A 13,630-nucleotide genomic window follows, 5' to 3' on the forward strand; every position below is an offset into this window, starting at 1 on the left:
GTCCGGAGCGGGGCCGCGGGGGCCGCGTGGGCCGCGGGCGGCGGTTCCGCCGCCCAGACCGGCTCGCCCGGCGCGGGGTCGGCCGGGGCGGCCGCGGCCGGGGCTGCGGCTTGCGGCGCGGCGGCAGCGGCGGCCGGGGCAGTAGTGGCCGGGGTGGCAGCAGATGCAGCGGTAGCGGGCGCGCCGGCAGCCGGAGCGGCCAGGGGAGCGGTGGTCGGGGGCGTGGCGGCTGGGTCGCTGTGGGCGGGGGTGCTCACCGTCGGGGCGTCCCGGGTCGGGTCGGCGGCGGGCCGGTCCGGGTCGTCCGGGAGTGGTTTCGTGTCGCTCATCAGTGGTCCTCCGGTGCGGGGCGGTGTGGGGCCGACGCTGCCAGCATCGGCCCCGCACCTAAGAGCGCCGGTCCGCGACCTTAAGAGTTGGATGAGAAAACGAGCGCTTCCCGTGCCTCGGTGAGCACGGTGTGCGACGTCGACGTGGTCAGGATGTGTTCGAGCGCCTTGCGGTGCGCGACGGTGAGCGCCTCGCCGGCCGCGACCGCGATGTCGGGGACGACGCCGGTGCCTTCCCAGTTGGTGCCGGTGACCGGGTTGACCGAGCGGGCGTTGGGCACCGCGACCTCCAGCGTCGGCGAGACGGGGAAGCGCTCGGTCGGGTGCGCGCCGCCCCGGGTCACCTCGCCGATGAGCGTGGCCCGGCCCAGGGCCTTGAGGTCGTAGGCGAACTCCTCCCCGCCGGAGAAGGTGAAGGAGCTGGTCAGCACGTAGACGGGGCGGTCGAGGTAGCGGCTGCCCGGCACGTACGCGAGGGTCCAGAACTGGCGGGTGCGGGCCGTGCCGCCGTCGTAGATGTCGTTGAGGTGCGTGTCGGAGTCGGGGAACAGGTAGCTGAGCCACAGCTGGACGCCTTCGGGGTCGCCGCCCTTGTTGCGGCGCAGGTCGAAGATGAGGGCGCCGGTGTGGGCGACGAGCTCCATCGCGGCGGTGATCGCGGCGCCGGCGGTGCCCGGTGACGCGACGCCGCGCAGGTCGATGTAGCCGACGTTGCCGTCGAGCCGCTGCACGGCCGCGATGTGGTGGCCGGCGAGCCGCTGCGCCTCCAGCCAGGCGGCCTCGGCCTCCTCCGGGTTGGTGGCGGCGCGGTGGTCGGGGGAGCGGACGAGCAGCCGCAGGTGCTTGTCGCCGCTGACCGCGTGGAAGCACTCGGTGACGCGCGCGGCCAGGGCGTCGTCGTCGAGGCCGGCGAACTCACCGCCCGCGGCACGGGTCTCGATCGCGGTGGCGACCTCGGCGGCGACGGACGGGAAGATGTAGTGCCGCCGGACGAGGTCGAGCATGTCGTTGAGCAGGTGCATGGGTGGATCCCTTTCGCACTCGGGTCACTGGTGGTCGGGTGACCCGGGCGGCCGCAGCACCGCGAGCAGGGCTCAGCGGCGGACGGTGACGCCCGGGCGGTCACATCGGCGCTCCACGGCGTCACCTCCTTCGCACTAGGGACTCGCAGTATAGCGAGGCAGCTCGCGGGCGACCTCGGCCGGTGACGGCATGGCGGCGATCTCGTGGGCGAGCGCGCGGGACGCCTCGCGGTGGCCGCCGCGCCCCGCGAGCAGGGTCAGCACCTCGTCGGCGACGGCGTCCGTGGTCACCGCGTCCGGGAGGAGCCGGAGCCCGGCGCCGGCGGCCGTGACGGCGTCGGCGTTGGCGTGCTGGTCGGCGCCCTGCGGCAGGAGCAGCTGCGGGACGCCGGCGGCCAGGGCGCCGAGGGTGGTGCCGCTGCCGCCGTGGTGCACGACGACGGCGGCGTGCGGCAGGACCGCGGCCTGGTCGACCCAGGGTTCGGCGGTGACGTTCGCGGGCAGGGCGCCGAGCTCGTGCGGCGGGACCCGCCCGGTGGCGACGACGACGGTCACGCCGAGCTGGGCGAGCCCGTTGATCGCCGTGGTCAGCAGTTCCGCCGTGCCGAACGCGGTGCCGAGCGTCAGGTAGACCAGCGCGCCGGCGGGAGGCGTGAAGCCCGGCCGTGGCGGCGGCGGGGCGTACATGACGGGGCGCAGCGGGATCCGCTCGGCGGTGGCCAGGAAATCCTTGTCCTGCAGCGAGGGCGGGCAGATGTCGAGGTGCGGGCGGCCCGGTGCCTCGGCGACGCGGGCCGGGTGCCGCAGGCCGATGCCTTCCGGGAACATGCGGCCGAAACCGTGCCACAGTCCGGGGATGCCGCGCCGGTACGCGGCGGCGGCCGCCCCGGGCACGCCCCACCCGTGCACGACGAGGTCGGGGCGCAGCCGGTCGAGCTCAGCCCGGCGAACAGGACGCGCACGCGGGCAGCTTGCCAGTTGACGGGGGCGGTGAAAAACATACACTCCAAGTGCAAATACTCCGGCGGATTGAAGGAGGGGCATGAGCGCTCAGGAAGGGCGGCTGGCCGGAAGGGTCGCCGTCGTGACCGGCGCGAGCCGGGGCATCGGCTTCGGCATCGCCCGGCGGTTCGTGGAGGAAGGCGCCAAGGTCTGCATCACCGCCCGCAAGCCGGACGCCCTGGAGGAGGCGGTCGGCGCGCTCGGCGGGCCGGTCAACGCGGTCGCCGTGGCGGGGCGCGCCGACGATCCGGAGCACCGCGCCGAGACGGTCCGGCGCGTCGCGGACCTGTTCGGGCCGCCCGACATCCTCGTCAACAACACCGGGATCAACCCCGTCTACGGGTCGCTGCTGGAGCTCGACCTCGACGCCGCCCGCAAGATCTTCGAGGTCAACGTGGTCAGCGCGCTCGGCTGGGTGCAGGAGGTGTTCCGCAAGCCGCCACCGCGGGGCGGGGCGGTCGTGAACGTGTCGTCGGTGTCGGCGATCCACCCGCCGGCCGGGATCGCGTTCTACGGCGTCACCAAGGCGGCGCTCAACCACCTGACGTCGTGCCTGGCGGCCGAGCTGGCGCCGGCGGTGCGGGTCAACGCGGTCGCGCCGGCCGTGGTGAAGACGCGCTTCGCCGCCGCGCTGTACGAGGGGCGCGAGGAGGACGTCGCCGCGCTGTACCCGATGCGCAGGCTCGGCGTGCCCGGCGACGTGGCGGGTGCCGTGGCGTACCTGGCCTCCGACGAGGCGAGCTGGGTCACCGGCCAGACCCTCGTCGTCGACGGCGGCGTCACCCTGGCGAGGCGGGCCGGATGAGCGGGCTGCAGCTCAACGGCGCCGCGGTCGTCATCACCGGGGGCGGGTCCGGGATCGGCGCCGCCCTCGCCCGCCGGCTCGCCGGCCTCGGCGCGCAGGTCGTCGTCAACGACCTCGACGCCGGCGCCGCCCGCCGCGTCGCGTACGAGATCGACGGCCTCGCGTTCTCCGGCGACGTCGCCGACCCCGACGAGGTGGACCGGCTCGTCGACTTCGCCTGGGACAAGCTCGGCGCCCTCGACCTGTTCTGCGCCAACGCCGGCGTCGCCCCAGGCGGCGACGCGACCGCCCCCGACGCCGCCTGGCAGCGGGCCTGGCAGGTGAACGTGATGGCGCACGTGTACGCCTCCCGGGCGCTGCTGCCCCGCTGGCTCGCCAAGGGCCGCGGCCGGCTCCTCGCCACCGTGTCCGCGGCGGGCATGCTGACGCTGCTCGGCAAGGCGCCGTACGCGGTCACCAAGCACGCCGCGTTCGCCTATGCGGAGTGGCTGCGGGTCACGTACGCCCACCGCGGCATCGTCGTGCAGGCGCTGTGCCCGCAAGGGGTGAAGACGCCGATGCTGGCCCGCGGCGAGGGGCCCAGCCGCGGCCTGCTGGACCGGTCGGCGCTCACCCCGGAGCAGGTCGCGGACCGGGTCGTCGAGGGGCTCGCGGGCGAGGAGTTCCTGATCCTGCCGCACCCCGAGGTGGCCACGTACTACGCCCGCCGCGCCGAGGACCCCGACCGGTGGCTCAACGGCATGAACCGGCTCCAGCAGAAGATCGACCAGGGCAGGCTGTGATGGACTTCGAATTCGACGCCGTGACGCAGGGCTACCGCGAGCGGCTCCTGGCGTTCATGGACGAGCACGTGTACCCGGCGGAGGCGCGGCCGCACGCGGAGGCCCTCGACGAACTGCGGCTGGAGGCCCGCCGGCGCGGGCTGTGGAACCTGTTCCTGACCGGCGAACACGGACCCGGGTTGACGAACCTGCAGTACGCGCCCCTCGCCGAGATCATGGGTCGCAGCCCGTCGCTGGCCCCCGCCGCCCTCAACTGCGCCGCCCCCGACACAGGCAACATGGAGCTCCTCGCCGAGTTCGGCACCGGGGAGCAGCGCGACCGGTGGCTGAAACCGTTGCTGGACGCCCGGATCCGGTCCGCGTTCTGCATGACGGAGCCCGACGTCGCCTCCTCGGACGCCACGAACATCGCCACCCGCATCGAGCGCGACGGCGACTCGTACGTCGTCAACGGCCGGAAGTGGTTCGCCACCGGCGCCATGAGCCCGCGGTGCGAGCTGCTGATCGTGATGGGCAAGTCTGATCCGGCGGCCGACCGGCACCGGCAGCAGAGCATGATCCTGGTGCCGCGCGGCACCCCCGGCGTCGTCATCCGCCGCGGCCTGCGCACCTTCGGCTACGACGACGGCGACCACGGCGGTCATGCCGAGATCGAGTTCGCCGGTGTACGGGTCCCCGCCGGCCATCTGATCGGCGGCGAGGGCGACGGCTTCGCGATCGCCCAGGCGCGCCTCGGCCCGGGCCGCATCCACCACTGCATGCGGCTCATCGGCATGGCCGAACGCGCCCTGGAGCTCATGTGCCGGCGGGTCACGGCCCGGGTCGCGTTCGGCCGGCCCCTCGCGGAGCAGGGCGTCGTGCGGGACTGGATCGCGGAGTCGCGGGTCCGCATCGAGCAGGCCCGGCTGCTGGTGCTCAAGACCGCGTGGCTGATGGACCGCGTGGGCAACCAGGGCGCCCACACGGAGATCCAGGCCATCAAGATCGCGGTACCGTCCACTGTGGAATGGATCGTGGACAAGGCGGTCCAGGCGCACGGCGCGGCCGGCGTCAGCCAGGACACGCCCCTCGCCGGGCTGTGGGCGAAGGCCCGCACGATCCGCATCGCCGACGGGCCCGACGAGGTGCACCGGCGCTCGCTCGCCCGCCGCGAGCTGCGCCGGTGGGTCAGCTCTTGAGGAAGTCGACGAGGGCCGGCGCGTACGCGGGGGACCGCAGCGCGGTCATGTGGTCGCCGCTCACCGCCTTCCAGCGCGCGTCCGGGATCGCCGCGGCGAGCACCTCGGGCCGCGCGGCGAGGACGTCGTCCTGCCCGACCAGGACGAGCGTCGGCGCGGTGATCCGGTCCAGCGCGATCGGCGTGCGGTGCGCGGCGTGGACCTGCGCGGCGAGGGCGGCCCGGTCCGCGCCGACCGCGTCGGCGAGCATGCGGAACGCGGCGGCCGGGGACGCCTCGACCGCCGCCGGCGACGACGTGAGCAGCACCGCGGCGACCTCGGCCGGCGGCATGACCCGGGTGTCGAGGCCGCCGAGCTCGACGACCCCCGCGCCGACCCCGGACAGCACCAGCCGCCGCACCCGCGGGCCGTTGCCGGCGGCGAAGATGGCCGACACGACCGCGCCCATCGAATACCCGACCAGGTCCACCGTGCCGAGGCCGAGGACGTCGAGCAGGCAGCCGAGGTCGCGGGCCATGGCGGGCTCGCCGTACCGGGCCGGGTCGTGGGGCTTGTCGGAGGCGCCGTGCCCGCGCGCGTCGGGTGCGACGACTTGCCGGCCGGCCGCGACCAGCGCGCCGACGACGCCGGGGACGGCGAAGTTGGTGGTGGCGTCGACCACGAAACCGTGGTGCAGCACCACGGTTGGCGCCTCGGAAGGCTCGCCCCACACCTGGTAGGCGATGCCGGCACCGTCAAACGAAGTGAACCGCTCCATGTCGGCGAAGATTAGTGCACTCGAAGTGCAAATAGGAGAGGAAAGCGATGGATTTCTCGCTCAGCGACGAGGAGAAGGCGGTCCGGGACACCGCCCGGACCTTCATCCACAAGGAGGTCGAGCCCCTCGAGCAGGAGGTGCTGCGCCGCGAGCGCGAGCACCGGACCGGCCTGGACCGCAGCGAGCTGCGCGAGTTGCAGCTCAAGGCGAAGCAGTTCGGGTTCTGGGGGCTGTCGACGCCGCAGGAGTTCGGCGGGATGGACCTGCCGGCGGTGCTGCAGTCGCTCGTCTGGACCGAGGTCGGCCGGTCGTTCGTGCCGTTCCGCTTCGGCGGCGAGGCCGACAACATCCTGTACTTCGCCAACGACGAGCAGCGCCGCGAGTACCTCGTGCCGACCATCGAGGGCGAGCGGATCTCCTGCTTCGCGATCACCGAGCCCGGCGCGGGCTCCGACGCGGCGAACATCAGGTTCACCGCCCGCCGCGACGGCGACGACTGGGTGCTCAACGGCGAGAAGACGTTCATCACCAACGGCAACGACGCCGACTTCACGATCGTCATCGCCGTCACCGACCGCGACAAGGACGTCCGCAAGGGCGGCGCGACCGCGTTCCTGGTCGACCGGGCGATGGGCTGGCGCTCCGAGTTCATCCAGACGATGGGCGAGGGCGGCCCCGCGTCGCTGGTCTTCGACGACGTCCGCGTGCCCGGCCGCAACGTCCTCGGCGAGATCGGGCAGGGCTTCGACCTCGCGATGCGCTGGATCGGCAAGGGTCGGTACATCATCCCCTCGCACGCCCTCGGCATCGCCGAACGCGCGCTGCGCATGGCGATCGAGCACGCGAACACCCGCCACACCTTCGGCCGACCGATCGGGCAGAACCAGGCGATCCAGTGGATGATCGCGGACTCGGAGGTCGAGCTGGAGGCGGCCCGCTGGCTCGTGCTCCGCGCCGCGTGGACCGTCGACCAGGGGATCGACCCGCGCCACACGTCGTCGATGGCCAAGCTGTACGGCGCGAGCATGGTCAACAACGTCGTCGACCGGGTCATGCAGATCCACGGCGGCATGGGGTACACCCGCGAACTGCCGATCGAGCGCTGGTACCGCTCCGTGCGTCTCCTGCGCATCTTCGAGGGCACCGACGAGATGCAGCGCATGATCATCGCGCGGGACCTGCTGCGCGGCTACACGCAGATCGGCGGGCATCTCGCATGAGCGGCCAGCGAAGCGGCTCGGGCCGCTCATCATGGACGCAGTGTTGGGTCAGGCCGACGCCGGAGGCGGCGGAATGACCGCAACGCTGTCCGTCGCGGCGATCCTTGCCGAGTCGTCTCGCCGGTACCCGCGGCGCACGGCCGTCGTGGACGGGGACCTCCGGGTCACGTACGCCGACCTGTGGCGCGAGGCGCTGTCCGTCGCGGGCGCCCTGCGCGACCTCGGGGTGCGGCCCGGCGACCGGGTCGCGCTGCAGTGCCCGAACACGGTGGACTTCCCGCGGGCGTACTACGGCATCCTCGCCCTCGGCGCCGTCGTCGTGCCGGTGCACCTGCTGCTGACGCCGGCGGAGGTGGCGTACACGCTGCGGGACAGCGGCGCGCGGCTGCTCGTCGCGCACCCGGCCGTCGCCGCCGGGGACTTCGACATCCCGGTCGTGGCGCCGTCGTCGCTCCTGGCCGCCGGACCGCTGCGCTCCTACGCGTCGCGGGATCCGTCGGACCCGGCGGTCGTGCTGTACACCAGCGGCACCACCGGACGGCCGAAGGGTGCCGTGCTGTCGCACCTGAACCTCGTCATGAACGCGACCGTCAACGTCTTCGACGCCAACGACGCCCGCCCCTCCGACGTGGTGCTCGGGTGCCTGCCGCTGTTCCACACGTTCGGGCAGACCGTCGGCATGAACGGCACCTTCCGCCTCGGCGCCACCCTCGTCATGCTGGCCCGCTTCACGGGCCCGGCGGCCCTCGACCTCATGGTGGCCGAGGGCGTGGACGTGTTCCACGGCGTGCCGACCATGTACCTGGCGCTGCTCGACGCCGCCGCGGGACGGACCGACCTGCCAAGGCTGCGGCTGTGCATCTCCGGCGGCGCGTCGCTGCCGGTCGCGGTGCTGGAGCGGTTCAACGCGGCCTTCTCGACGTCGATCTTCGAGGGGTACGGCCTGTCGGAGACCTCACCGACCGCCACCACCAACCAGCCCCACTTCGGCACGCGGGCCGGCACCGTCGGCCACGCGGTCTGGGGCGTGGAGGTCCAGGTCGCCGACGCCGCCGTCGACGAGCGGATCGACCTGCTGTTGCCCGGAGCGTTCGGCGAGATCGTCGTGCGCGGGCACAACGTCTTCTCCGGCTACCTGGACCGGCCCGAGGACACCGCCCTGGCGGTCGTGGACGGCTGGTTCCGCACCGGCGACCTGGGCACGGTCGACGAGGAAGGCTTCGTCACGATCGTCGACCGCAAGAAGGACCTCGTGATCCGGGGCGGTTTCAACGTGTACCCGCGGGAGGTCGAGGAGGTCCTGGCCCGCCATCCCGGGGTCGCGCAGGTGGCGGTGATCGGCGTGCCCGACCCGGTGCACGGCGAGGAGATCTGCGCGGTGGTCGTGCCGGGCTCTTCCGCGCCGTCGGGGGACGAGCTCATCGCCTGGTCGAAGGAGCGTCTCGGCCGGCACAAGTACCCGCGCCAGGTCAGGTTCGTGGAGTCGCTGCCGCTCGGCCCGAGCCACAAGGTCCTGAAACGGGAACTGCGCAAGGCCGTCGTTGCCTCTTCCATTGGTGTTACCGAGGCGTAACACTGGCTGGCATGGTTAGTGCATCGACCGTGCAGAAAGTTTTGTTGCGAGGCCGGGACGCCGACCGTGCCGCCGTCGCCGCCCTGCTGACCGCCGCGGCCGCCGGGCACGGCGGCGCCCTCGTCGTCGCCGGCCCAACTGGCATCGGCAGGACCGCCCTGCTCGCGGACGCTCCTGACGATGCCGCCGTCGCGCTGACGGTGACCGGCTGCCCGGCGGAGGCGGCGCTGCCGTACGCCGGCCTGCACCGCCTGCTCGCCGGCTGCCCGCCGTCCCACCGCCCACCGCTCGACGGGCGCCCGGCGCACCCGGCGCCGCGCGAGGGCTGCCGGCCGGCTCCCGCTTCGGGTTTGGCGCTGGCTTCGGCTTCGAGGCTGGGCTCGGAGCCGGGTTCGGGGCGCGGGGATGCGGGCCGGCAGGGCGGCGCGGTGCAGGACCAGCTTGCCGCGGGGATGGCGACCCTGGCCGCGCTGCGGGCCCTGGCGGCGAAGGCGCGCGGGCCCGTGCTGTGCCGGATCGACGACGCCCAGTGGCTGGACAAGCCGTCGCTGGACGCCCTGGCGGTGGCGGCCCGGCGGGCGGGCGGGGACCGGATCGCGTTCCTGTTCGCGCTGCGTGACACCCCCGCGTGCCCGGCCGCCGAGGCGTCCCTCGCCGGCCTGCCGGTCCTGCGGCCGGCGCCCCTGGACCTGCGCGACAGCCGCGACCTGCTCACCGCCGCCCTGCCCGACCTTGCCGGCGACGTGGCGGGCGTCCTGGCCGGGATGGCGTCCGGCAACCCCCGCGCCCTCACCGAGCTGGCCGCCGCCCTCACCGCCGAGCAGCGCCGCGGTCAGGCCGCCCCGCCCGCCACGCTGCCCCGGGACAGCCCGCTGCGCCGCGAGTACCGCACCGTGCTCCGCGCCCTGCCCGCGCCGACCCGCCGCGCCCTGCTGCTGGCCGCCACCGCGGCGCTCACCGGCCCCCAGGACCCCACCGCCGGCGCCCCTACCTGCCCCGTCGCCCCACTGCTCGCCGCCGGCCACCACCCCGCCGACCTCACCCCCGCCGAAGACGCCGACCTCATCCACATCGACGCCGACCTCATCCGCTTCGCGCCGCCCCTGTTCGCCCAGGTCCTCTACGCCGAGGCCGCCCTCGCCGACCGCCACACCGCCCACCACCGCCTCGCCGCCCTGACCCCCGCCCCGCCCTCCGCCCCAACCCCCAGCGGTCCGCCACCCGCCCCCACGCCTTCCATACCGCCACCCGCCGCCACGCCCACCGCTTCCACCTCTGCAGCGGCCTCGCCCGCCGCCACACCCCCCGCTCCGCCACCCGCCGCCGCTCCGCCCGCTCCATCACCTGCCGCTACGCCCACCGCTTCCACATCCGCAGCGGCTCCGCCCGCCGCCACGTCCGCCGCGACGCCGGTCCTCACATCCACCGCGTCGCCATCTGATTCCACGTCCGCTGCACCGCCGGCCGCTTCCACCGCTGCGCCGCAGCCGGTCGCTGGTCCGGCCGCGCCGCAAGCTGCCGCCATGTCCGCCGCGCCGCCATCCGCTGCCACGTATGCTGCGCCGCTGTCCGACTCCTTGTCCGCTGCGGCTCCGCCCGTCGCCGTGGCTGTCGTGGCGCCGGTCCTCACACCCACCGAGGCGACGGCCGATTGCACGTCCGCCGTGGCGCCGTCCGATTCCATGCCGGGTGATTGCGCGGCCGCTGAGGTGCTTGGCGGGTTGACTGCCGCGTTGCACCGGGCTGCTGTTGCCGATGGGTTTGACGATGCGCTGGCCAGTACACTCGCCGCCGCTGCTGAAGGAGTGCCGCCGGCGCTCGCGGCCACGGCGCTGCGGCATGCGGCGGTGCTCACCAGCGGGGCGGTGCTGGCGGCCGAGCGGACCCTGGCGGCGGCCGGGCTCGCGTGGCGGGGCGGGGAGCCGCACCAGGCGAGGATGCTGCTGCGGTCGGTGTTCGGGCCCGGGGTGCCGGAGCACCTGCACGCGGAGCGCGAGCTGCTGCTCGGCGAGATCGACCTGCGCACCGGGGCGAGCGGCGGGGAGCAGCACACCCTCATCGCCGCGGCGGGTCGGCTCATCGCGCGCGACCGGCAGCGCAGCCTCGGGGCGCTCATTCTGGCCGGGGAGGCGCTGCTCGCGACCGGGCGGCACGACCAGTTCGGCGCGCTCGCCGAGCGGGCGCTGCGGCTGCGGAGGCCCGGCGACCCGGTCGGCGCGGTGCTGCTCTTCGAGCATCTCACCGGGCTCGCCGCGATCTTCGCCGGTGAGCCGGCGCGGGCCGGTGAGCCGATGCGGCGGGTCCTGCACCTGGCCGCCGCGGTGGACGACCCGCCGACGCTGGTCCGCGCGGCCGGCGCCGGGATCCTGATCGGCGAGGACCAGCAGGCGTACCGGCTCGCGGTCCGCGCCGCCCGGCTCGCGGGCGGGGCCGGCGACCGGGTCACCGTGCCGCACGCGCTCGACCTCGCCGCGACGGCCGCGTTCGCGCTCGGGGACCTGGACCTCGCCGTGGCGACCGCGACCGAGGGGCAGCGGCTCGCCGCCGCCACCGGGCAGGACACGGTCGCCGACAACTGCCGCGGCATGCTCGCCGTCGTGCTCGGCATGCTCGGCGACGGGCCGGCCAGCCAGGCGTGGGCGCGCAGGTGCCGGGCCAGGGCGGGGGTCGACGTCGACAGCCAGGCCCGGGCGATGTGCGTGTGGGCCGCGGCGCTGCTCGACGTCGCGGAGGGCCGGTACGCCGACGCCGCCGGCCGGCTCTGGGGCGTCATGTGCACCGCGGGCGGCCGCGGGCACCTCGGCGTGCAGATCCCGGCGACGCCGACGCTGATCGAGGCGGTCGCCCGCTGCGGCGACCGGGCCCCCGCGCGGGAGATCCTGCGCGCGTACGACGTCTGGGCCTCCAGCACCGCGAACCCCACCTGGCTCGCCCTCTCGGCCCGCTGCCACGCCCTGCTCGCCGACACCGACGACGAGGCCGACGACCGCTTCCGCGCGGCGATCCGGCTGCACCTGGCGGGGGACTCGCCGTTCGCCCGCGCCCGCACCGAGCTGCTCTACGGCGAGGAGCTGCGCCGGCGCCGCCACCCGGCCGCGGCCCGTGCGCACCTGCGCCGCGCCCTGGCGACGTTCGAGCAGTTCGGCGCGGTGCCGTGGGCCCAGCGCACCGCCGCCGAGCTGCGGGCCGCCGGCGACCACGTGGCCGCGGCGGCGCCGGAGGACACCAGGGCGGCGCTCACCGCGCAGCAGGCCCGCATCGCGGAGCTGGTCGCGGGCGGCGCCACCAACCGCGAGGTCGCCGAGGTGCTGTTCCTGAGCCCGCGCACCGTCGACCACCACCTGCGCAACATCTTCACCCGGCTCGGCGTCCGCTCCCGCACCGAGCTCGCCAAGGTCGTCTCGTAGGCCGGTGATTTCGCCGATGCCCGGCGCTTCCACGGACGCCAGGATGGGCTGACGGCCCGGGTACGCACATCGACGTGCGTGCCCGGGTTTGCGTTTGCTCAAATTTGACGGCGCGGGGGTCAACCGCGCCGGTCTCCGGCGGGTGTTGCCTTCAAGTGGATGCCGGAAGGGGACACGGGGTGGCCGAGGAAGACGGCTTCGAAGAGTTCTATCGGGGGACCCGGCAACGGGTCATGACATTTCTGTACGCCATGACCGGCGACCGCGTCGAAGCACAGGACGCGGCGCAGGAGGCGTACGTCCGGGCGTGGCAGCGGTGGAGCACCATCCGCGGCTACGACGACCCGGAGGCGTGGGTCCGCACCGTCGGGTACCGGCTGTGCGTGAGCCGCTGGCGCAAGGCCCGCAACGCGATCACCGCCCACCGGCGCCACGGCACCGACGCACCGGCGGAGCCGCCGAGCGAGAACACCGTCGCGCTCGTGCGGGCGCTGCGGCAGCTGCCGGCGGCGGACCGCGAGGCGATCGTCATGCACCACCTGCTGGACCTGACGGTCGCGGACGTGTCCGCCCACACGGGCGTGCCCGCCAACACGATCAAGACGCGGCTCGTCCGGGGTCGCAAGGCGCTCGCCGGGCTGCTCGGCACGGATCTGACGGGGGACTACACCAATGCCTGACCCGCTGTTCCAGACACTGTTCGACGACACCGAAGCGGTCCCGTGGGCGCCGAGCGGCGTCGTGCGTGACCGGGCCCGCGCCCGGACCCGCCGGACCCGGGCCGCGGCCCTCGCGGCCGCGACGGTCGCGGTGGTGATGGTCCTCGGCGGGGTGGCGCTCGCCGGCCGCGGCCCGGAGAGGCACGTCCAGCCCGGCATCTCGCCCACCGCCGCACCGTCGGCGACGCCGTCGCAGCCGGCACCGACGACGCCGGCCGCCCCGTCGACCGGCGCGTCCTCGACGAGCGCGTCGTCGCAGCCCGCCGTCGAGCCGACGGCGATCGTCGACAGCCTGTTCCTGCAGCTCGCCGACGTCGGCACCGGCTACAAGTGGGCCGCCACGGAGGACTCCGGCGGCGGTGACTGGACCGTCGAGTACGCCTTCTCCGCGCTGCAGTGCACCGGCAGCAGCATGTCGGGCCTCGGCGACAGCAAGGAGAGGACGATGGTCAAAGGCACCGGCCCGAACGCGTCCGGCGTAACTCAGTTCGTGGCCCGGTTCAAGCCCGGCACCGCCGCCCGGTACCTCGACGAGCTCCGTACGAAGATCCCGGCGTGCAAGCCCTCCAACGGCAAGTCGATCAAGATCACCGACCAGCGCTTCGCCGGCCAGGACGCGCTGCGGGTCGAGGTGACGTACGGCGAGGGGTACACGCCCGTCGCGCTGATCGTCGTCCGGCAAGGTGACCTGGTGTCGCAGTTCTCCGCGCGCGCGGCCGACCGCGACCAGGCGGCAGCACTCGCCCGCAAGGCGGCCGCGCGCATGTGCGGCGGCACCCCGGTCTGCTGACCCGGCGACCCCGGCTCCCGCAAGTGGGTGAACCCCGCTTGCGGGA

General features: G+C 74.5%; 11 protein-coding genes and 1 pseudogene. 8 read left to right on the top strand and 4 right to left on the bottom strand.

Annotation, left to right across the window (positions count from 1 at the left end; genetic code table 11):
* The 3 genes and pseudogenes from AB0J72_RS39810 to AB0J72_RS39820 all read right to left on the bottom strand — a co-directional run.
* Positions 1-329 (bottom strand): annotated as a pseudogene (locus AB0J72_RS39810) (hypothetical protein); the annotation flags it as partial.
* 80 nt (positions 330-409) lie between these two features.
* Entirely contained in the window at positions 410-1,351 is a 942-nt protein-coding gene (locus AB0J72_RS39815; RefSeq protein WP_363408774.1) for a S41 family peptidase, read from the bottom strand.
* 135 nt (positions 1,352-1,486) lie between these two features.
* Entirely contained in the window at positions 1,487-2,245 is a 759-nt protein-coding gene (locus AB0J72_RS39820; protein WP_363408777.1) for a nucleotide disphospho-sugar-binding domain-containing protein, read from the bottom strand.
* A gap of 148 nt (positions 2,246-2,393) precedes the next feature.
* On the opposite strand from AB0J72_RS39820, the gene AB0J72_RS39825 reads away from it, so the two are divergent.
* The 3 genes from AB0J72_RS39825 to AB0J72_RS39835 are packed head-to-tail and all read left to right on the top strand — an operon-like array spanning position 2,394 to position 5,118.
* The gene (locus AB0J72_RS39825; RefSeq protein ID WP_363408780.1) at positions 2,394-3,158 is read left to right on the top strand and encodes an SDR family oxidoreductase; all 765 of its coding nucleotides are present in this window, start codon (positions 2,394-2,396) and stop codon (positions 3,156-3,158) included.
* Positions 3,155-3,940, top strand: coding sequence for an SDR family oxidoreductase (locus AB0J72_RS39830; RefSeq protein ID WP_363408783.1), 786 nt, complete (start codon positions 3,155-3,157; stop codon positions 3,938-3,940). The genes AB0J72_RS39825 and AB0J72_RS39830 overlap by 4 nt, the downstream gene beginning before the upstream one ends.
* Positions 3,940-5,118 (top strand): acyl-CoA dehydrogenase family protein, encoded by a 1,179-nt coding sequence (locus tag AB0J72_RS39835; protein WP_363408786.1) that lies wholly within the window; start codon positions 3,940-3,942, stop codon positions 5,116-5,118. Before AB0J72_RS39830 ends, AB0J72_RS39835 begins: the two co-directional genes overlap by 1 nt.
* Here the strand turns inward: AB0J72_RS39835 and AB0J72_RS39840 are convergent.
* Positions 5,108-5,875, bottom strand: a complete 768-nt coding sequence (locus AB0J72_RS39840) for an alpha/beta fold hydrolase (protein WP_363408789.1) — start codon at positions 5,873-5,875, stop codon at positions 5,108-5,110. The genes AB0J72_RS39835 and AB0J72_RS39840 overlap by 11 nt on opposite strands.
* Before the next feature lie 47 nt (positions 5,876-5,922).
* On the opposite strand from AB0J72_RS39840, the gene AB0J72_RS39845 reads away from it, so the two are divergent.
* The 5 genes from AB0J72_RS39845 (at position 5,923) to AB0J72_RS39865 (ending at position 13,584) form a co-directional block, all read left to right on the top strand.
* The gene (locus AB0J72_RS39845) at positions 5,923-7,095 is read left to right on the top strand and encodes an acyl-CoA dehydrogenase family protein (protein ID WP_363408792.1); all 1,173 of its coding nucleotides are present in this window, start codon (positions 5,923-5,925) and stop codon (positions 7,093-7,095) included.
* Between the two features lie 73 nt (positions 7,096-7,168).
* Positions 7,169-8,668, top strand: coding sequence for a long-chain fatty acid--CoA ligase (locus AB0J72_RS39850; RefSeq protein ID WP_363408795.1), 1,500 nt, complete (start codon positions 7,169-7,171; stop codon positions 8,666-8,668).
* A gap of 11 nt (positions 8,669-8,679) precedes the next feature.
* Complete coding sequence (locus AB0J72_RS39855; protein WP_363408798.1) at positions 8,680-12,075, top strand: helix-turn-helix transcriptional regulator; 3,396 nt, start codon at positions 8,680-8,682, stop codon at positions 12,073-12,075.
* Between the two features lie 179 nt (positions 12,076-12,254).
* A complete protein-coding gene (locus tag AB0J72_RS39860) occupies positions 12,255-12,755 on the top strand; it encodes a SigE family RNA polymerase sigma factor (protein ID WP_363408801.1) in 501 nt (166 codons plus the stop codon).
* Positions 12,748-13,584 (top strand): hypothetical protein, encoded by an 837-nt coding sequence (locus AB0J72_RS39865; RefSeq protein WP_363408804.1) that lies wholly within the window; start codon positions 12,748-12,750, stop codon positions 13,582-13,584. Before AB0J72_RS39860 ends, AB0J72_RS39865 begins: the two co-directional genes overlap by 8 nt.
* Positions 13,585-13,630 lie beyond the last annotated feature (46 nt).

Source organism: Dactylosporangium sp. NPDC049742 (assembly GCF_040674675.1).
Taxonomy (GTDB): Bacteria; Actinomycetota; Actinomycetes; order Mycobacteriales; family Micromonosporaceae; genus Dactylosporangium; species Dactylosporangium maewongense.

Coding starts and splice junctions, on each gene's coding strand:
- AB0J72_RS39855 (WP_363408798.1), top strand. CDS start 8,680: ATGGTTAGTGCATCGACCGTGCAGAAAGTTTTGTTGCGAGGCCGGGAC.
- AB0J72_RS39840 (WP_363408789.1), bottom strand. CDS start 5,875: ATGGAGCGGTTCACTTCGTTTGACGGTGCCGGCATCGCCTACCAGGTG.
- AB0J72_RS39865 (WP_363408804.1), top strand. CDS start 12,748: ATGCCTGACCCGCTGTTCCAGACACTGTTCGACGACACCGAAGCGGTC.
- AB0J72_RS39845 (WP_363408792.1), top strand. CDS start 5,923: ATGGATTTCTCGCTCAGCGACGAGGAGAAGGCGGTCCGGGACACCGCC.
- AB0J72_RS39825 (WP_363408780.1), top strand. CDS start 2,394: ATGAGCGCTCAGGAAGGGCGGCTGGCCGGAAGGGTCGCCGTCGTGACC.
- AB0J72_RS39835 (WP_363408786.1), top strand. CDS start 3,940: ATGGACTTCGAATTCGACGCCGTGACGCAGGGCTACCGCGAGCGGCTC.
- AB0J72_RS39815 (WP_363408774.1), bottom strand. CDS start 1,351: ATGCACCTGCTCAACGACATGCTCGACCTCGTCCGGCGGCACTACATC.
- AB0J72_RS39850 (WP_363408795.1), top strand. CDS start 7,169: ATGACCGCAACGCTGTCCGTCGCGGCGATCCTTGCCGAGTCGTCTCGC.
- AB0J72_RS39830 (WP_363408783.1), top strand. CDS start 3,155: ATGAGCGGGCTGCAGCTCAACGGCGCCGCGGTCGTCATCACCGGGGGC.